This window comes from Enterobacter oligotrophicus (genome assembly GCF_009176645.1).
Classification (GTDB): Bacteria; Pseudomonadota; Gammaproteobacteria; order Enterobacterales; family Enterobacteriaceae; genus Enterobacter; species Enterobacter oligotrophicus.
In genome coordinates, this window is sequence record NZ_AP019007.1 from 2819451 (window position 1) to 2836744 (window position 17294).

A 17294-nucleotide genomic window follows, 5' to 3' on the forward strand; every position below is an offset into this window, starting at 1 on the left:
ACGATGAAGAAGATCATTCATACCCTTGAGCAACTCCACCAGATGCGTAACCGCGCGGTGCAGGATCTCAGCGTTAAACTGGCCTCCCAGCAGCAGCTGTGCCAGCGGCTGGAAAAGAACATACACGCGCTGTCGAACCTGGTCACCAGCACCGTTCAGGAGATACAGGGGAGTGCGGTAATGCTCAGCAATCAGTCGGTCTATAAGCGCCATATTCAACGCGTCATTGACTGGCAAAAGCAGGAGCAGGCGCTGGCAAGCGTGGAGGCGCAAAAGCTGCAGGGAAATCTGCTGGCGGAATCGCGCAAAGAAAAAAGTCTGGAGCAGGTGCTGGCATCCCGACGTGATGCGCTCCGCCTGGCGCAGGAGCGCCGCGATCAGAAAATCACGGATGCCATGTCGGCACAGTGTTGGTTACGACAACAACAGGCACAACGGCAGCGATAAGATGACCAAAAACCTGATGCAGGCCCTGCTGAAACGCCAGCAGCAAAAAATAAAACGCGATACACCTTTTGTCAGCGTGGTCTGTCCGACCTGGAACCGCCGCGCTTTTTTGCCCTACCTGCTCTATATCTTCCAGTACCAGGATTACCCTGCAGAAAAGCGCGAGCTCATCATTCTGGATGACTCTGAGCACAGCAATGAAGACCTGATTAACATGATGGTTGATCCGGCGGCGTGTACGGTGCGCTATGTTCACAGCCCGGAGCGGCTTGATTTGGGCAAAAAGCGCAATCTGCTCAATGAGATGGCGAAAGGCGAATACATCATCTGTTTCGATGATGATGACTACTATCCGCCGAATAAAATCAGCATGCAGGTGGCGGCCATGCAGGATAACAACGCCTTGTTTTCCGGCAGCGATACCATTTATATCTGGTATAGCCACCTCGATAAAATTTACCGCACGCATGCATTTGGTGAGCGCCATGCGCTTAACGGCACCTTTGGCTATCACCGCAATCTCCTGAAAAATCATCGCTATGAAGATACCGCGAGGCTGGCGGAAGAGCAGGCGTTTCTGAACAACTACACTACGCCAGTCCAGCAGATCGATCCGCGTCAGGCGATCCTCTGCATCTCCCACAGCGCTAACACATACGATAAAGATTTCGTCCTCGGCACCTCAACGCCCGTGGACTTAACGCTGGAAGATTTCGTTACTGACCGGAACTTGCTGAGCCACTACCGGCGCTTAAGCCAGGCTCCGCTAAGTGCCTCTGTTGAGTGGCAGGCGTTTGACAAGGTGGCGGTGCTTTACGATCCGCAGCATTCCGATGTGCTTGCAAGCCAGATGCAGGCGCTGGTGGCGCTGGGGCTGAAGGGCGATCAACTGGTGCCGTTTGCCAACAACCCGCTTCACAACGAGCTTGAAAGGCACTGCCAGGTGCTGGAACAGGCGCAGCGTGAACAGTGGGGCAGCGTGCTTCTCCTTGATACGTCAGTGAAGTTTGTGCGCAAGGAGATGTCCCTGAAAACCGTCAACCAGCTGCTGACACGGTTGCCGCATATCGACTGGCAGGTCGTGTTGCTGGGCGCACGCTACAACCGTATTTCACCCCTCAAGGCGCTTCCCGGCGTGGCACGCGTGCTGGACGGCGGTTGTGGTTGCGCTTATGCCGTGAATGGCGCGTATATCCCGACGCTGCTTGAGCACTACCGGCAGGCACAAAGCCTTGATGACTGCTGGCCAGAACAGATGCAGTCGCACTGCTGGCTTGGCTTCCAGCCGAGCTTCGCTTTTTTACCCGAAGGTAAAGACCCGATGAGCGGCGAGGTTATCGACTGCACACACTGGTTTTTCCGTAAAAATTTTCAATGACAAACGCCGCCATTGCAGCGGCTGGAGCAGCATGTATGGACTTGATTGAACACTACCAGCCTGAATACGTGATCCGGTTTAACGCGCGTAACGCGTCCTGCGATTGCCCCACCTGCCAGGTGGCGTCAGGCGACTGGCCTAAAACGCGCCTGACCGTTGGCAACCAGCAGCGTGACAGTCTTAACGCGGCCTGTGAAAGCGCGGCGCGTGAAATTCTTCTCAATCCGGAGGCGTTTCTGCTCCATACCGATGAAGCCGAATCAGATGGCGTTCGGGACGATAATGCCTGGGATGAGACACTTAACCAGCAATGTATCAATATCGCCGTTCATCCCGCGTTGACGCTGGAAAGTAGCCTGTATGCGATTGGCGTGTTGCTCAGCAAGGCGCAGCGTTATCTGGAAGAGAACCAGCGTGATCCGCAGCGTCTGGCGGTAATGGGTGATGAACTCGCGCAGCTGGCGCAGAGTGGCATTCTTAATGAGCAACTTTCTCTGCTGCCGCCGATTGAGATCAATCGTGTTGAAGCGCTCGGTGAGATGGGGGCGATGCGTCTTAATGTGAATGTCTCCGGTATGCAGAAGATGATGCTGATGTTTAAGCTCAGTGAGCTGGCCGTGATGCAACCTGCACGTTTACAGGACCGCTTGCGCGAGCTGGAGATGAAGGTGATTCCATTGCTGTCGGAGCAACCCTTTATCGCGCGTAACGTGCTGCTGTACCGGTTGTACAGCGAGCATTTTCCATGCCGCAATGCCAGCAACTATGGTGTGGCGTTGAAGTCTTTAACACGTCAGTTTTTCCAGCTGAAGATGCTGTGCAGCCTGTGGCTTGAAGATAACGAAACGCTAACTGTGGATGATTTTATTGCGCTGTTTAGCGCGTGGTACGACTGGAAGACACAGCAGCCGCAGGAAGATGACGGGAACAACCATGCGGATTACACGCTGCTATGTGGGCTGTCTATAATCTGATCTTATTGATAAGCTGCCAGCACCGTTCAGGGCCGGCAGCTTATCGTCAATGACAAAGGCTATACAGAGAGCCGCTGTACTCCGGCAGGAAGCACAGTATTATTTAGCAGCGCATTCTTCACATCGCTTATGAGATGAGGCGTGTTTTGAACATCCTGGTCGAGTGAAAAGAACCGGCAATGCTTGCCAGGGTGCGTATTGCACGCATATTCCCTTAATACAGTGTTTTCTAATGTCCCGGAAATTAACACCGGCAGGCCGGAAAACGGTAACGGTTTATTAGAAACAATAACTACATGGAATTTCCTGTCATCCTGGCTTCCAAGTAATTGCAGGAATACGGGCAGTTGCTCCAGAGGCAACGAGATGGCATCCAGAACGATAATGGTATTATCAAGCCCTGTCTCCTCCAGCAGCATGGACTTGCGATGAGTAATGAATTCATCAATTTCCTGACGGGTTTTGCCAGGGAACAGTTCTTCTTTTCTGTAACGCTGAATAATTGCGTTAAAAATTAAGTATTCATAAAGCGTATCTACAGGCTTACCTAATCCTGTCAGATTATTTTCATGGAGGCGATAAGCAATATTGCATCGTTCCGTAAACGCAATCTTTGCCACACCTGCCGCTCTCGACCAGAATTCATAATCATGTGCGCGTAAAAACGTCGTATTGTAATTCCCGACTGCTTTATAGAGGGTGCGGCGTACACAACAGCCCGGATTAGAAATAAAATTCCCTTGCGGTAGATAGTTTAACCATTTTTTGGGTGGGTGATTATAGAGCGAGAAATACTGGTTGTTTTTTCCCAATATTTCCATTCCACACGATAAGACATCCGCCTGAGGCCAGCGTTGCAAAAGCGTTCGATAATGGCTCAGCGCATTGCTGTGCAACAGATCGTCACTGTCTAACCAAACAATATATTCACCACGAGCGTGCTCTATGCCGTAGTTACGGGTGTCTGGTGCGTTGGTGTGCTGCTTGCGAATAATTTTTAAACGGGGATCGTCAATATGCGCAATGGTTTGCAAACTCCGGTCAGTTGAACCGTCATCAACGACGATAACTTCAAAATGATGATCCCGTTGGTTCAGTGCTGATGCAACGGCCGGGAGAAGGTATTTTTCCCGGTTGTAGCAAGTAATGATGACAGAAAAGAGAAATGATGCCTGTGTATTCGTTTCCCATATCTGCTGATACCGTTCTGGTTCTGCACGTTTTTGTAAAAGTTCTGATGCTTCAATCGCATAAAGAGTCGGATCTGGATTGCCGGCTATGATTTTTTTTACCGCATCGTCAGGGTTAATAAAAAGATATTCTGCTGGCAAGTATTCACTAACACCCCCCGGCGCGTGGAAAACAACGGGTTTCAAACCTGCCAGCATGCCTTCGAAGATCCCCATCGGATGGGCTTCGTTGTAACTCACTGACAGTAAAAATGATTTATCTGAATACCATTTCGCCATCTCAGATGAAGCGATTGTGCCACAGATCATGACATTATCATTTAAACCATAGAGTGAAACCAGTTCTTTAAACGAGTCATAAAGGCATGTGTCTTCAATGCGTCCGGCAATAAATAATTTAAATCGGGGTTCATGTTTAACCAGCATTTGTAATACCGGAAGAAGCATTATGAGGTTTTTCTGAGGGGCAAATCGTGCAACGCAGGCGATATGGTAAGGATGTCGATGAGAAGTGGAGGTTATAACGGGTTGATGTTCCGTGAGATTGGCGATTACGGAAATTTTAAGTTCAGACGGAAGTTTATCACCCATTGATGTTACGAAACGGTTTTTCATCGCCTCACTGACGAAAATAACCTCATCGACTTTTTGCCAGTCCGCCTGCATATATGACTGATTGTACAATTCATAACGATGCATCCGGCAGACTATTTTGCAATATTTCGGCAATTTACTGGCCGGAATAATTGCACCATCTCCCCATTCAAACCACGCGACATCGCAATGGCGAAGCGCATTTAGCAGTGTCTGCTGGTTCAGTCCTTCACTGCTGAGCGTTGTCACGTAATGGCCTTGTTCACGCATAAGACGCATCACAGGCTGCACAAAATGGAAGTTATCCTGTGTCGCGGTAACAAGAATTCTCTGTTTATTTTTTAAAAGCGGTGAGAAATGATAGTGATCCTGCTCCGGCTGCCCGGTGCAAAAATAATTTTCATGGCTGAAGTACAACGCCAGTTCATGGAATCTGTCCGGGTCCGCCCCTTTAAGCATGACCGATGACCCATTTTCTGTGGCACCCTTAAATAAAACCATTAATTGTTCGAGTGGTAAATCGGCGGGTATACTCGTTTGATGAAGGCGGTTTTTTTCGTTCACTGGATTTTCCTGATCGCAAAACTTTGGTTTTCTGTCACATCAGCAGTGATAAAAATAAGCTCCCAGTCAAAGGCAACGCAGAATTGATGGACCGCTTCAATAACACCATAACGATACCATTTAACAAAATTACCCATAGTGTAATCATGGCCGGAGATGATGCCGCCAGGTTTTACTTTTTCGGCGTATGCACACAATTCACGGATTGTGGTCTCATATGAGTGGTCGGTATCAATATATACCCAGTCAAGTGAGCGATCGGCGAACTGGCTGGCTGTTTCGACGGAGAGCCCACGTTTGATTTCTATAACGTTTTCTTCTAACTCTTTCGAGAAGCGAGCCGTTACGCTTTCGAAAAGCCCGTCGTGGTAGCGTTCTGTGTGCCAGGCATCTACCAGGAAAAGTTTTTCCGGGGAGCAGATATTGAGGATCTTTTCACTAAAGTCGCCTTTATCAACGCCAATTTCCGCAACAACGCCGTTTTTAGGCAGTAATGATAATAACTCGTCTCTGTCTAATAATAGCTGGCAATGTTCCATGTTATGCCGTTTCAGCTTAACTTTAGGCAGCATATCTTCATAGTGCGCCTTTTGTTTATGCGCGTTTGCCATATACTGGGAAATGATAGTGTTGATGATATTTTCGTTTTCGGATGACATTGTTTATTTCTATGAAAGTTAAAGCTGCTCATAAAGCCAGTTTTCCGGCTCACTAATATTTAACAGATTTTGCAGGATCTCCTGCTGCATCGACAGCACCGTAATATTATTGTCATTGAGCGATTTACACTCAGCGGCAATCTGTTCAAGTGAATTCCAGAGCGTATTGAACTGGCTTTGATGCTGAGCAGGAAGGCGGGAGAAAAGCGTGCGCAGGCCGGGTGTGCCGACAGGAATACCCAGTTGGGTGAGTAACTGGTAGCGCTGTTTACTGTTATGCGACAGTTGCTCATACAGGGAGATCAACTGCGGATTCAACTGATCCAGTTTTGCTGCATCGCGTGCGATAAGCCACTGGCGCTGATCGGCAAGCAGGGTTTTCAGCTGGCTGTATGTTTCACGATCTTCAACCATGCCCTGGACCAGCATTTTTACGCACTGTGCGGCGTTACTCATTGTTACCTCTGATAATATTTCTCGATTGCGCTGGTCAGCGAGTCGATATCCACGCTAATTTTCCCGTTCGCAATCGCGTCTTTCATGCTCGCAACGCGCGCCATATCAACTTCCGGCAGAGCGGCCAGCTGGCTTTGCGCATCGCCAAGTACAGGATCGATGGCAGCGGCTCGTGACGTTTTCATCTCATCAGCGCTCGTCGTGCGAGTCGGGGCCGTGGAACTGGCCTGATTGACTGCGCTGGTCATTGCGTACTGGGTTGATGTCACTTTCATCGCATTACTCCATCTTCGGATTTTTTATTGATCGTTTTCGTCAGGCCTCATCGCGGAAACGGCCTTTCCCGGTGCCTTATACCCGTAAAGCGGCGCATCACAGGGCAAACTTAAACCGGGTGAAATATTTTTACCGGGGGGCGGTGTAGCCGGTTCTGACCACGCCCATATCAACCACCATCGCAGTGACTTCACGCTCGCTGCTTTCGTTTTTGACTTTGATCATCTCCCCTTTGCGTCCTTTTTTACTGGCAATGCCCATGGTGCGAGCTTCGACGCCATCCTGATTGGCCACCATCAGTACGCGCTGTCCCCGTTCCACCATCACCGGTGAATCCAGCTGGCTCATGCTCAGTGGCTGAAGTTCGCGGGTACGGCGCTTCAGGGTTAAGCCGATCACGTCATCCGGGCGAGTGAGATAGCCGCTGCGCAAGTTACTGATATTAAATTTCCGCCGCGTGAGGTCGGAGGCGGCAATCACGTGGCCGCGTTCCAGGGTCTCTTTCGTCATCAGCACCTGCAGGTAAATGTCAGGTTTTACCGTGACCGCGACATCCCAGCCATTGCCTGCGTCGCAGCGCACGTCGAACCGCAGGCGACGCAAATCAAGGTGCTCTCCTCCGGGCATGCTCACGCTCAGCGGTGCAGGGCAGGGGGCGTATTGCGCAATTTCAGAGGGAATAAACAGATTCAGCTTTGCCTGGTAATCCTCCCAGCCGTTACGCAGTGCTTCCTGGCGAATGGTCTCTGCGGCCTGCTGTTGTACGCGAGCATAGACCTGCTTACGGGCGGTGGAATTCTGCGGCTGTGCGCTGGCAGGCAGTGCAAAAAGGCACAGTAGCGCTACCGATACAGCGTTGCGGAAAAAGACCTTCCCTTTTACAGAGGGTGATAGTGAAAAACTTATTGAATTCATGATGTTAAAAACCTGGCACGATAGTTGCTTTAAAGGCTGAAGCAACACGGACTATCGCAGGTGTCCATCATCAGAAAGGAGTGAGTTGTGAGTATTACTTTTGATAAGGCATTGGGCGTTCATCCGCAGGCTGTAGCACTTCGACTTTCCAGGGCGGAACTGCTTTCAGCAAATCTGGCTAACGTCGATACACCCAATTTCCAGGCTAAAGATATTGATTTTGCCGCGGAGATGCAACGTTCACAGCGGGATTTCTTTCCCGGCTCAGCGCCGCAGGAGATGTATCGCGTGCCTTACCAACCCTCCTCGGACGGCAATACCGTCGCGCTGGATGTGGAGCAGGCGGAGTTTTCAAAAAATGTGCAGGACTATCAGATGAGCCTGGCGTTTTTGAATATGAAATTCACCGGCCTGAAGAAGGCAATTGAAGGTAAGTGATTGAATCAGGTAACTAAAAATGGCTTTTAGCGATATTTACCGAGTTTCGGGTTCGGCGATGACGGCGCAAACCGTCCGCCTGAATACCATCGCCAGTAACCTCGCCAACGCCGAAACCCCGGCGATGGATGAGGGCAATGTCTATAAAGCGCGCCGCCCGGTCTTTGCTGCGGTTTACCAAAACGACCAGCTCATGAGCGACAACGCGCTGACCGGCGCGCGCGTACAGGTGCTGGATGTTGTCTCTTCGGGTAATGCGGTGCAGCGCTATGAGCCGCATCACCCGATGGCGAATGCAGACGGTTACGTCTGGTATCCGGATGTCAACGTGGTGGAAGAGATGGCCGACATGATGTCCGCGTCCCGTAACTTCGAAACCAACGTCGATGTTCTTAACAATGTAAAAAGCATGCAGCAAAGCCTGCTGCGTCTTGGAGAGGCGTAATTCATGAGCGTGAATGGAGTATCCACTCAATCCGGCACGACCCCTTACGACAGCGGCGTGACGGCGAATGACAACACCGCAGCAGGCATGAATAACCTGTTTATGCAGCTGCTGGTGGCGCAGATCCAGAACCAGGACCCGCTGAATCCGACAGACGGTACAGAGTATGTCAGCCAGCTTGCGCAGCTGACGCAGGTGCAGTCCATGGAAACGATGTCCCAGTTAATGGCGAACAACGCGGTACTGATGGACAACCTCCAGACACTCTCCACGGGCAACCTGGTGGGTCAGAAAGTGATGGTCCAGACCGACACCGTCGAGACCGATGGCAGCACCAATATTGATGGTCGCCTGACGCTGGGTCATGCCGCCAATACCGTTACCGTCATCGTAAAAGATGAAAGTGGCAACGAGACCAAAATCGAGCTGGGCAAGCAGGAAAAGGGCGTGGTGAATTTCAACATTGATCCTGAAGAGCTGGGCCTGAAAGAGGGGAAATACACCCTTTCCGTGGTAACCGATACAGAGGAAACCAAAGTACCGGTTGAAGTGGGCGGCGTGGTGAACAACGTGCGTATTCCGCTTGATGGTAGCCCAACCGTGCTGAACATCACCGGCGTTGGTGAGGTGGCTTACAACAACATCACACAGTTTGGGCAGTCGCAAGACAAAAACCCAAAGGGATTAATGAGTTAATCAGGAACAATTATGAGCTTTGATATTGCTATTTCTGGCTTAAATGCCATTAACCAACAGCTGGGTGCGATTTCCAACAACATTGCGAACTCCGGTACTGTCGGCTTTAAATCGGGTCGTGCGGAGTTTGCGTCCCTGTATGCCGAAGGCCAGCCGTTGGGTGTGGGCGTGACCAATATCGCGCAGAGTATCTCTAAAAACGGAAGCATTTTTTCCTCTGCCAGTAGCCTTGACCTGGCGATCAACGGCGATGGCTTTTTCGTGATGCGCGACAGCTCGGGCACCACCGCTTATACCCGTGCCGGTTACATGCAGACGGACAGCCTCGGCAACCTGATCAACAACCAGGGCATGTATCTTCAGGGTTATCCGGTCGATGCCAATGGCGTGATCCAGACCGGTACTGTCGGTAACCTGACCATCAGCAGCGGCTCGCTGCCAGCGAAGGCCACCAGCACGCTCGATTTCACGGCCAACCTCAATGCCAACGAAAAGCTGCCAACCACCACCACGTTCGACCCGACCGACGAAACGTCCTATAACCACACGTATGCCACGCAGGTATATGACTCTCTGGGGCGTGAACATACCCTGAAGCAATATTTCGTTAAAACCAGCGATAACGAATGGGAAGTGCATTACTACATGGATGACCAGGATATGGGCACCACGCAGAAAATGACCTTTACCGAGCAGGGCGTGCTGGAGACCCCAAACGGCACGGTCAATATTCAGGCCGATATTCCGGGTGCAGAAAGTATCGAACTGGCGCTGAGCTACAACGGCACCACGCAGTTCGGTTCTGACTTCTCCGTCAGTAAAAACAACGGCAACGGCTACGCGTCCGGCGAGCGCACCGGGCAGATGATCGATAAAGACGGCAGCGTCTATGCCACCTTCTCTAACGGTGAGCGTCTGCTGCAGGGGCAGGTGCTCCTGGCGACCTTTGCCAACCCGAACGGCCTGTCGTCACAAAACGGCACCACCTGGACACAAACCGCCAGCTCAGGCGCGCCATTGACCGGTACACCGGGCACCGGCCTGCTGGGTGCGCTGACTTCCAACACGCTGGAAGGCTCTAACGTTGACCTGACGGCGGAACTGGTCGGGCTCATGACCGCGCAGCGTAACTACCAGGCGAACACCAAAGTGATCAGCACCAACGACAGCATGATGACGGCGCTGTTCCAGGCGGTGTAATGGACCATTTAATTTATACCGCCGTGAGCGGCGCGTCCCGGAGCCTGTCGCAACAGCAGATCCACGCCAACAACCTGGCGAACGTGAACACGCAAGGGTTCCGTCACGATCTCGACAGTGCCATGTCGCAGCAAATCCAGGGGGAGGGTTACGCCTCCCGTTACCTGGTGCAGCAGCAGCAGGGCGGCGTCGACCTGACGCCAGGCGCAACGCGTGATACCGGGCGCAATCTGGATGTCGCTATCAAAGGCAGCGGACTGATCGCGCTGGTGAGCGGTAACCGGGAGGTTTATACCCGCAACGGCCAAATTGAAGTGGGGCCGGAAGGCGATCTCACCATCGATGGCTTGCCTGTCTCCGGCGATAACGGCCCGATTGTACTGCCGCCGTTTTCCGCCATCAGCATTGCGGACGACGGTGTGATCTCTATCGTGCCGGATGATGGCAATGTCGCGACGCAGATGGACGTTGACCGTATCAAGCTGGTGGATATTCCCGCCTCCCAGCTGAGCAAAAACGCCGCCGGATTTATGGTCACCCGTGCTGACGTCAACCCACGAACGGAAAAGGTCGAGCTGGTTTCCGGCCATCTTGAAAGCTCCAACGTCTCGGCCATCAACGAAATGGTGTCGAGCATCGCGCTTAACCGCCAGTTTGAAGCGCAGATCAAAATGATGAAGGCCGCGGAAGACCTGGCCACGGCAGGCAACCGTCTGTTGCGTAATACCTGATTGAGTAAGGAATAACGATGAATCCCGCTTTATGGATCAGTAAAACCGGACTTGCCGCGCAAGACGCGAAGATGAGCGCCATCTCTAACAACCTGGCGAACGTCAACACCACCGGTTTCAAGCGCGATCGCGTGATGTTTGCCGATCTGTTTTATCAGAATCAGCGCACGCCGGGCGGTCAGCTTGATCAGAACAACACCTCGCCAACCGGCATCCAGTTTGGTACTGGCGTAAAAATTGTCGGCACCCAGAAAGAGTTCTCGACCGGCAATATTCAGAACACCGGGCAGAAGCTGGATGTGGCGATCACCGGCCAGGGCTTTTTCCAGGTAGAAACCAGCGATGGCGATATTGCCTATACCCGCGCGGGTAATTTCCAGAAGAACCCGGATGGCCTGCTGACCAACGCCCAGGGGCTGCCACTGGTGCCGCAAATTGAGCTGCCGGATAACGTGAAAGATATCCAGATTGGCAAAGACGGCACCGTCACGGCGACGGTTGCGGGCGAAACGGAACCGGTTGAGCTGGGGCAGATCACCCTGGTGAACTTTGTGAATCCGGCCGGGCTTGAAGCCATCGGCGGCAACCTGTATCGCGAAACGGCCGCAAGCGGTGAAGCGGTTGAGGGTGTCGCGGGGGAAGAGGCTTTCGGTCAGCTTGAGCAGGGGTCGCTTGAAGGCTCCAACGTTCAGGTGGTGGAAGAGATGGTCGATATGATTACCGTCCAGCGTGCCTACGAGATGAACGCCAAAATGGTCTCTGCCGCGGACGACATGATGAAGTTTGTCACGCAGTCGATGTAATGCGTGAAGTGAAGTGAACGAAAAATGAAAAAGCAGTGTGTTCTCGGCTTTTTTGTACTTCTGCTGGCCGGGTGTGAAAGCCCGGCGCTGCTGGTACATAAAGACGACGCGGCCTATGCGCCGCCGGAAGATTTTTCCATGCCGTCTGCCCAGGTGCAGGGCGGTGGTCTGTATAACGCCAACTACAACTGGTCTTTAACGCAGGATCGCCGTGCCTATCGTGTGGGCGACATCCTGACCGTGAAGCTCGATGAGTCAACCCAGGCAAGCAAACAGGCGCGGACCAATTTCGGTAAGAAAAACGATGTGTCCATCGGCGTGCCGGAGGCCTTTGGCCATTCTGTTGACAAGCTCTCAGGCTCGATCGACGGCAACCGTAACTTTAACGGTAATGCCACCTCACAGCAGCAAAATAGCCTGCGCGGTGCCATCACCGTTGCGGTCTATAAGGTGTTGCCTAACGGCGTGCTGGCGGTGCGTGGCGAGAAATGGCTCACCCTTAATCAGGGCGATGAATATATGCGCGTGACGGGGCTGGTGCGTGCCGAGGACATTGAGCGTGACAACTCGGTTTCATCGCAGCGTATTGCTAACGCACGTATCTCCTATGCGGGACGCGGCGCGCTGAGCGATGCCAATTCCGCAGGCTGGTTAACCCGCTTCTTTAACCATCCACTGTTCCCTATTTAATGGAGTCTGCCATGCGTAAGGCAATGCTATTTCTGATGCTGTTGTGGACGACAGGCGCGCTGGCGGAACGTCTGGGTAACGTTGTGGACATCCAGGGCGTGCGTGGTAACCAGCTGGTAGGTTACAGCCTCGTTGTGGGGCTGGACGGCACCGGTGATAAAAACCAGGTGAAATTCACCAGCCAGTCGGTGACCAATATGCTGCGCCAGTTTGGTGTGCAGTTGCCGACGAAAATCGATCCCAAAGTGAAAAACGTGGCCGCCGTGGCGATCAGCGCCACGCTGCCGCCGGGTTACGCCCGTGGTCAGGCCATTGACGTGACGGTTTCGTCTATCGGTGACGCGAAAAGTTTGCGTGGCGGGACACTGCTGCTGACGCAGTTGCGCGGCGCAGACGGTGAAGTCTACGCCCTGGCACAGGGAAACGTGGTGGTCGGCGGCGTGAAAGCGGAAGGTAACAGCGGCTCCAGCGTGACGATCAACACCCCAACCGTAGGGCGCGTGCCAAACGGGGGATCGGTGGAACGTGAAATTCCGTCTGATTTTCAGCAAAACAACCAGGTGATTTTGAACCTGAAACGTCCGAGCTTTAAAACCGCTAACAGCGTCGCGGTTGCGCTCAACACTGCGTTTGGTTCGGGCACGGCTACGGCACAAAGTGCGACCAACGTGGTGGTTAATGCTCCGCTTTCTGCGGGCGAACGCGTGGCGTTTATGTCGATGCTGGAAGATGTGCAGATCAATGCCGGTAAACAGCCGCCGCGCGTTGTGTTCAATGCCCGTACCGGTACGGTGGTGATTGGCGATGGCGTGGTTGTTCGCGCCGCGGCCGTCTCGCACGGGAACCTGACGGTCACCATTCGTGAATCTTCCAGCGTCAGCCAGCCGGGGGCATTTAGCCAGGGGCAGACGGTTGTCACGCCGGAGAGTGACGTGAATGTCGATCGCGGTCGTGGGCAAATGGTCACCCTTGCTGCCGGAACCAGCCTGCGCAGTATTGTGAACACGCTGAATAGCCTCGGCGCATCGCCGGATGACACCATGGCAATCCTGCAGGCTCTGCATGAAGCCGGTGCGCTGGATGCCGAGCTGGTGGTGATTTAAGGAGTGGTTATGTTAAATGCGATCGCCCCTCGTTCCCCCCTGCTGCCCGGCGACATGACCGGGCAGGTCAAACCACAAAACCTTGAGCAGGCGGCTGAACAGTTTGAAGCCATGTTCCTGCGCTCCATGATGAAAGAGATGCGTAAAGCGTCGCAGGCACTGGTGGACGACAACCCGTTCGACAGTAAGCAGCAGCGCATGATGCAGGAGTTTTACGACGACAAGCTGACTTCTCAGCTGGCATCGCAACGCAGCACCGGTATTGCGCAGATGATCATTGCGCAACTGGGGCCGCAGGCGCAGGCACCGCTTAAGAATTCGCAGAGTATGGCCGCTTTACAAGAGCATCCTCAGCAATTAACCCCCCCGGTCATACCCGTTATGCGTCGTGGGCAGGAGTAATCAATGAACATGATCAACATTGCCTGGAGTGGCTTGCAGGCGGCGCAGTTTGGGATGAGCGTGACCTCCATGAACATCTCCAACGTTCTGACGCCAGGCTACAGCCGCCAGGGCATTATTCAAAGCTCCGTGGTGACGATGGGCCAGGGTGGAATGTCCGCCGGAGCCGGTGTGCAGGTAGACAGTATCCGCCGTGTTTCGGATCAGTATCTGACCACCCAGGTGTGGCAGAGCAACAGCAAAGAGAAATATTATACCATCAACAACCAGTACCTCAGCTCGCTGGAAAAAGTGATCGGCACCGATTCCACCAGCCTGGGAACCGGTCTGGATGATTTTTTCGCTGCGCTGAGCGCGCTGACAAAAGAGCCAGAAAGTGAGGCGAACCGCCAGCAATTGTTGAACCAGGCGGGCTCTCTGGCGACGCGCTTCAACAGCATGAACGACTTTATCAACAGCCAGAAAACGTCGGTCTCCAACCAGCGTGACACTATGGTCGGGCAGATCAACAGCCTGACGGACGGTATCGCTGATTACAATAAAAAAATCATGGAGATGGAATCAACCGGGGGCAACAGTAACGTACTGCGCGATCAGCGTGACGAGCTGGTAAAACAGCTCAGCACCTACGCTGACGTTAAAGTGACGGAAGACAGTACCGGCAGCTATTCCGTGTCAATGAAAAACGGTCAGCCGCTGGTGAGCGGGAAAGTGGCCGGGGAGTTGAGCTGTAGCCTGGATGGTAGCGGTAATCCTGTATTGAGCCTGAGCTTTTCGAACACCACCTTTTCACTCAACCCTTCAACGGGCGGCCAGCTCGGTGCGCTGTACGACTATGAAACCGGCGATCTGGCACAGATGCAGGCTTCCGTGCAGGGGATGGCGGAAGCGGTTGCCACCATGTTCAACGATCAGCTCGCGCAAGGTTTTGATAAGAATGGCAATCCCGGTAAGCCGCTGTTTACCTTCGATCTGACTAACCCAGCCGGAATTTTACAGGTGAACGACCTTAAGCCTGACGAACTGGCTCTGTCTGGCTCTCCCGATGAGCAGGGTAACGGCGACAACCTTCAGGCGCTGATTGATCTGAAAAATAAAAAGGTTGATATCGGCGGAATGGGCAATATGAGCCTGAATGAAGGGGCTGCGGCGATCATCTCGAACGTGGGCATCGCCAGCAAAAAATCCCAGAGCGAACTGGATGCGGCGAAAGGGGTTCTCGACCAGGCCCAGCTCCAGCGCAACAACCTCAGCGCGGTCAACCAGGATGAAGAGGCGATTAACCTGCAGGTGTATATGCAGGCGTACCAGTCCAACGTCAAGGTGATTGCCACCGGTAACCAGATTTTCAATGACCTGTTAGGCCTGTTTTAACGGGGAGTAAGGAACGAATTTATGCGAATCAGTAGTCTTTATAATTCCGATGCCATGATGGCGCAGCTTGGCGTTAACGGTACGCGCATCAGCAAACTGATGGAACAGATGGCCACGCAGAAGCGGATCAACGTTCCGTCTGACGATCCGGTTGCCGCAACGCGTCTGGTGCAGCTTAACCGCGAGCAATCGGCCATTAAGCAGTATCAGAATAACATTACCGGGCTGAGCGGGGCGCTCTCCAGCCAGGAAGCGCACATTACGGCCATGAGCAATCAGCTGTTAGCGCTGAACGATAAACTGCTTTCTGCCGCAAACGGCGGCGTGCACAGCGGGGAAGATATGTCGGGTTATGGTGCCGAACTCTCCTCCATGCTGGACTCGCTGGTGGCCTCTATAAACGCGCAGAACGAAAGCGGTGGCTATCTCTTCTCCGGTACGAAAACGGACACCAAACCGGTGGTCTGGGATGAGGCGCAGGGGAAATATGTTTACCAGGGCAACAACGGCACGCGTGAAACCACGGTAGCGAACGGTGTTAACGTGACGGAAAATACCCACGTTGTGGGCGCATTTTCCGGCAGCGGTGACGATCTGGAGATGCTAAACAAGCTCAAAGCCCTCAGCGACAAAATGCAGGACCCGTCGCTGTCGGTGAACGATTACCAGAAGGATATCGACGAGATGCTGACGATGTCTGGTCAGTCACGCGATAAAGTTGCGGCATTATTTACCGACCTGGGTGGACGTCAGAATCGACTGACCATGCTGGACGATGCGCATACGGACGTCAGCATGGCGAACGATCAGGTCGTTCGCGATCTGTCAGATACCGACTGGGCGACAACCAATATTAATCTTCAGCTCTACACCAACTCTGTACAGATAACCAACAAAGCGTACAGCATGATCAGCCAGCTTTCGCTCTTCAGCATGTTGTAATACGTATGCAAGTCGGTTTAAAAACAAACTCGTTATCCACGACGCCCGCTCCCGTCAGAACCACGCCAGGGGCGGCGTCGGCGATCTCACGCACGGAGCAACGGCCTCTTTCCTCTGGAGGAACGCCGCCATTTCCGGAGTCTGCCCTGCTTTCACGCCGTCCTTTACGCTACAACGTTCAGTTGAATCAGCAACTGACTGCAGTACAAAAGGCGGAGAGCTATCTTTCGGAAACGGAAACGCAACTGCTCATGCTGCGTCATCAGGCGATGCGGGGGAACGAGAGCGAGCACGCCGCGTCGGTAACGTCGTTATTGCAGCAGCGCAGTGAGATATCTGGCGGAACGGTCGATCGTAATTTCAATGTGACGTTGCAGCAAAGCAGTAAGGTCAGCTTTACGCTGCCGGGCATGGAAAACGTACTGGAGCAGACATCAGGCGAGACGCTGGTATTTGCGCTTGGCGGCAGCAAGCGTGAGCTGACTGCTATTGCGATACCGGCACAGGCGACTCCGCGTCAGGCGCTGGTCCACCTGAATGTGGGGCTGGGCCGCCTGGGTATCCACGCGACGTTGAGCCGTGAAGGTAAAGCGATGTTCCAGGTTGATGAATCCCGCTGGGGGCGCGTCAGCCAGCATTTAAGCGTGCGTGGGGAAGGGAAGCAGTTTCCGGCGGATGCCTTTACGCTCCTGGCTCCGCGCGCCGAGATCAGCCGCGAGGATGAAATCGGCCAGATTAGCCAGCAGTGGGAGCGCGGTGCTGGCGGAAAATTGCAGCAGACGCTGGAGCAAATCACCCGTGAACGCAGCAAATTGCATCAGCATCAGGAGCGGGTGTCAGCGCGTATTCAGGACATGGCAACGGCCTATACGCCTCGCGAAGCGCTGGACACCGCGCGTGCGCTCGGCAGTGCTCTGGCAAAAAGCGGAACGCAGTATAGCCTGCTGTCGCAAGCCCTGTCCGCGCAGGGGAACGTGTCGCTGTCGACTGTGAAAAATCTGTTGGGTTAACTCAGAG

Annotated in this window: 20 protein-coding genes; 15 read left to right on the forward strand and 5 right to left on the reverse strand. The window is 53.3% G+C overall.

The genetic code is table 11. From position 1 onward, the window contains the following. Positions 1-3 precede the first annotated feature (3 nt). Genes fliJ through EoCCA6_RS13500 form a run of 3 tightly spaced genes read left to right on the forward strand, consistent with a single transcriptional unit; the run spans position 4 to position 2799 of the window. A complete protein-coding gene (gene fliJ, locus EoCCA6_RS13490; protein ID WP_152083072.1) occupies positions 4-447 on the forward strand; it encodes a flagellar export protein FliJ in 444 nt (147 codons plus the stop codon). A gap of 1 nt (position 448) precedes the next feature. Next, the gene (locus EoCCA6_RS13495) at positions 449-1825 is read left to right on the forward strand and encodes a glycosyltransferase family 2 protein (RefSeq protein WP_152083073.1); all 1377 of its coding nucleotides are present in this window, start codon (positions 449-451) and stop codon (positions 1823-1825) included. A gap of 35 nt (positions 1826-1860) precedes the next feature. Then, positions 1861-2799: a hypothetical protein gene (locus EoCCA6_RS13500; protein WP_179952444.1), complete on the forward strand. Its 939-nt coding sequence runs from the start codon at positions 1861-1863 to the stop codon at positions 2797-2799. 59 nt (positions 2800-2858) lie between these two features. Here the strand turns inward: EoCCA6_RS13500 and EoCCA6_RS13505 are convergent, their stop codons facing one another. The 5 genes from EoCCA6_RS13505 to flgA form a co-directional block, all read right to left on the reverse strand. Next, entirely contained in the window at positions 2859-5147 is a 2289-nt protein-coding gene (locus EoCCA6_RS13505; RefSeq protein ID WP_152083075.1) for a glycosyltransferase, read from the reverse strand. Further along, positions 5144-5806 (reverse strand): class I SAM-dependent methyltransferase, encoded by a 663-nt coding sequence (locus EoCCA6_RS13510; RefSeq protein ID WP_152083076.1) that lies wholly within the window; start codon positions 5804-5806, stop codon positions 5144-5146. The genes EoCCA6_RS13505 and EoCCA6_RS13510 overlap by 4 nt, the downstream gene beginning before the upstream one ends. A gap of 18 nt (positions 5807-5824) precedes the next feature. Beyond that, positions 5825-6262, reverse strand: a complete 438-nt coding sequence (locus tag EoCCA6_RS13515; protein WP_152083077.1) for a flagellar protein FlgN — start codon at positions 6260-6262, stop codon at positions 5825-5827. Positions 6263-6264: 2 nt separating this feature from the next. Beyond that, a complete protein-coding gene (gene flgM / locus EoCCA6_RS13520) occupies positions 6265-6537 on the reverse strand; it encodes a flagellar biosynthesis anti-sigma factor FlgM (protein ID WP_152083078.1) in 273 nt (90 codons plus the stop codon). A 130-nt stretch (positions 6538-6667) separates the two neighbouring features. Next, positions 6668-7453: a flagellar basal body P-ring formation chaperone FlgA gene (gene flgA / locus EoCCA6_RS13525; RefSeq protein WP_152083079.1), complete on the reverse strand. Its 786-nt coding sequence runs from the start codon at positions 7451-7453 to the stop codon at positions 6668-6670. Between the two features lie 87 nt (positions 7454-7540). On the opposite strand from flgA, the gene flgB reads away from it, so the two are divergent. The 12 genes from flgB to EoCCA6_RS13585 are packed head-to-tail and all read left to right on the forward strand — an operon-like array spanning position 7541 to position 17287. After that, positions 7541-7891, forward strand: a complete 351-nt coding sequence (gene flgB / locus EoCCA6_RS13530) for a hypothetical protein (RefSeq protein WP_006177433.1) — start codon at positions 7541-7543, stop codon at positions 7889-7891. Positions 7892-7910: 19 nt separating this feature from the next. Further along, a complete protein-coding gene (gene flgC / locus EoCCA6_RS13535; protein WP_152083080.1) occupies positions 7911-8336 on the forward strand; it encodes a flagellar basal body rod protein FlgC in 426 nt (141 codons plus the stop codon). Between the two features lie 3 nt (positions 8337-8339). Next, positions 8340-9032: a flagellar hook assembly protein FlgD gene (gene flgD, locus EoCCA6_RS13540; RefSeq protein WP_152083081.1), complete on the forward strand. Its 693-nt coding sequence runs from the start codon at positions 8340-8342 to the stop codon at positions 9030-9032. Positions 9033-9044: 12 nt separating this feature from the next. After that, on the forward strand, positions 9045-10232 hold the full coding sequence (flgE, locus tag EoCCA6_RS13545; protein ID WP_152083082.1) for a flagellar hook protein FlgE: 1188 nt from the start codon (positions 9045-9047) through the stop codon (positions 10230-10232). After that, a complete protein-coding gene (locus tag EoCCA6_RS13550; RefSeq protein ID WP_152083083.1) occupies positions 10232-10963 on the forward strand; it encodes a flagellar basal body rod protein FlgF in 732 nt (243 codons plus the stop codon). The genes flgE and EoCCA6_RS13550 overlap by 1 nt, the downstream gene beginning before the upstream one ends. A 17-nt stretch (positions 10964-10980) precedes the next feature. Further along, positions 10981-11766 carry a flagellar basal-body rod protein FlgG gene (gene flgG / locus EoCCA6_RS13555; protein ID WP_152083084.1) on the forward strand — a complete coding sequence of 262 codons (786 nt, stop codon included), beginning with the start codon at positions 10981-10983 and terminating at the stop codon, positions 11764-11766. 24 nt (positions 11767-11790) lie between these two features. Further along, on the forward strand, positions 11791-12456 hold the full coding sequence (gene flgH / locus EoCCA6_RS13560; RefSeq protein WP_152083085.1) for a flagellar basal body L-ring protein FlgH: 666 nt from the start codon (positions 11791-11793) through the stop codon (positions 12454-12456). Positions 12457-12467: 11 nt separating this feature from the next. Then, a complete protein-coding gene (locus tag EoCCA6_RS13565) occupies positions 12468-13559 on the forward strand; it encodes a flagellar basal body P-ring protein FlgI (RefSeq protein ID WP_167515543.1) in 1092 nt (363 codons plus the stop codon). Between the two features lie 9 nt (positions 13560-13568). Continuing rightward, positions 13569-13961: a rod-binding protein gene (locus EoCCA6_RS13570; RefSeq protein ID WP_152083087.1), complete on the forward strand. Its 393-nt coding sequence runs from the start codon at positions 13569-13571 to the stop codon at positions 13959-13961. Positions 13962-13964: 3 nt separating this feature from the next. Then, on the forward strand, positions 13965-15335 hold the full coding sequence (gene flgK, locus EoCCA6_RS13575; RefSeq protein WP_152083088.1) for a flagellar hook-associated protein FlgK: 1371 nt from the start codon (positions 13965-13967) through the stop codon (positions 15333-15335). A 21-nt stretch (positions 15336-15356) separates the two neighbouring features. Next, on the forward strand, positions 15357-16277 hold the full coding sequence (gene flgL, locus EoCCA6_RS13580) for a flagellar hook-associated protein FlgL (protein ID WP_152083089.1): 921 nt from the start codon (positions 15357-15359) through the stop codon (positions 16275-16277). 5 nt (positions 16278-16282) lie between these two features. Further along, entirely contained in the window at positions 16283-17287 is a 1005-nt protein-coding gene (locus EoCCA6_RS13585) for a hypothetical protein (RefSeq protein ID WP_167515544.1), read from the forward strand. Positions 17288-17294: the final 7 nt, after the last annotated feature.